We start from the raw sequence: 535 nt of genomic DNA, 5'->3' as shown, positions 1-535 counted from the left end.
CGCCACTCGAACCACAAAATGTATGGGATGCTGTCGAATCTGTGTCTTATATTCTGATTGTCTTGTTTGGTACGTACTGGGCGTATAAGGCCAATGGTTCCGAACATGGTACGGATTTCCTTGGGCGTTACTTTAGTATTAGCTTTGTTGTGTCAGTGCGGTTTTGTACGTTATTGATTCCGATATCTGTATTTTTGCTTGCCTACTACATGACGGTGATGCCTGAGGATGGCATTGTGGTGAGCTCGTCCGTCGATGTTCTGCCATTCATCGTTTGGTATGCCTTACTTTACGCCAGTATCATCAAGCATATTAAAGCGGTGCAGGTTTAGTTGAGATTCTGCCTGTTTCCGCTTCGGATGTTTCGCCAAACTAAAAAGCCCTGCTCATTGGTGAGCAGGGCTTTGCTTTTAGGGCTAATCTTAACCGATGATGAAGAAGAAAATCGCGGTTGCAACAATACCAATCAGTGCATAAGGGAACTGTGTTGTCGCGTGTTGCATGGACGTACAACCAGAGCCTTGTGCAGACAACA

At 45.4% G+C, this 535-nt stretch carries 1 protein-coding gene; it reads left to right on the top strand.

Annotated features, from left to right (window positions below; genetic code table 11):
* A partial coding sequence (locus R7Q11_RS28955; RefSeq protein ID WP_140947509.1) for a hypothetical protein occupies positions 1 to 332 on the top strand: 332 nt, incomplete at its 5' end.
* Positions 333 to 535: the final 203 nt, after the last annotated feature.

The organism is Vibrio sp. 970 (assembly GCF_033339075.1).
This window is presented reverse-complemented; position numbering and strand designations above follow the sequence as displayed.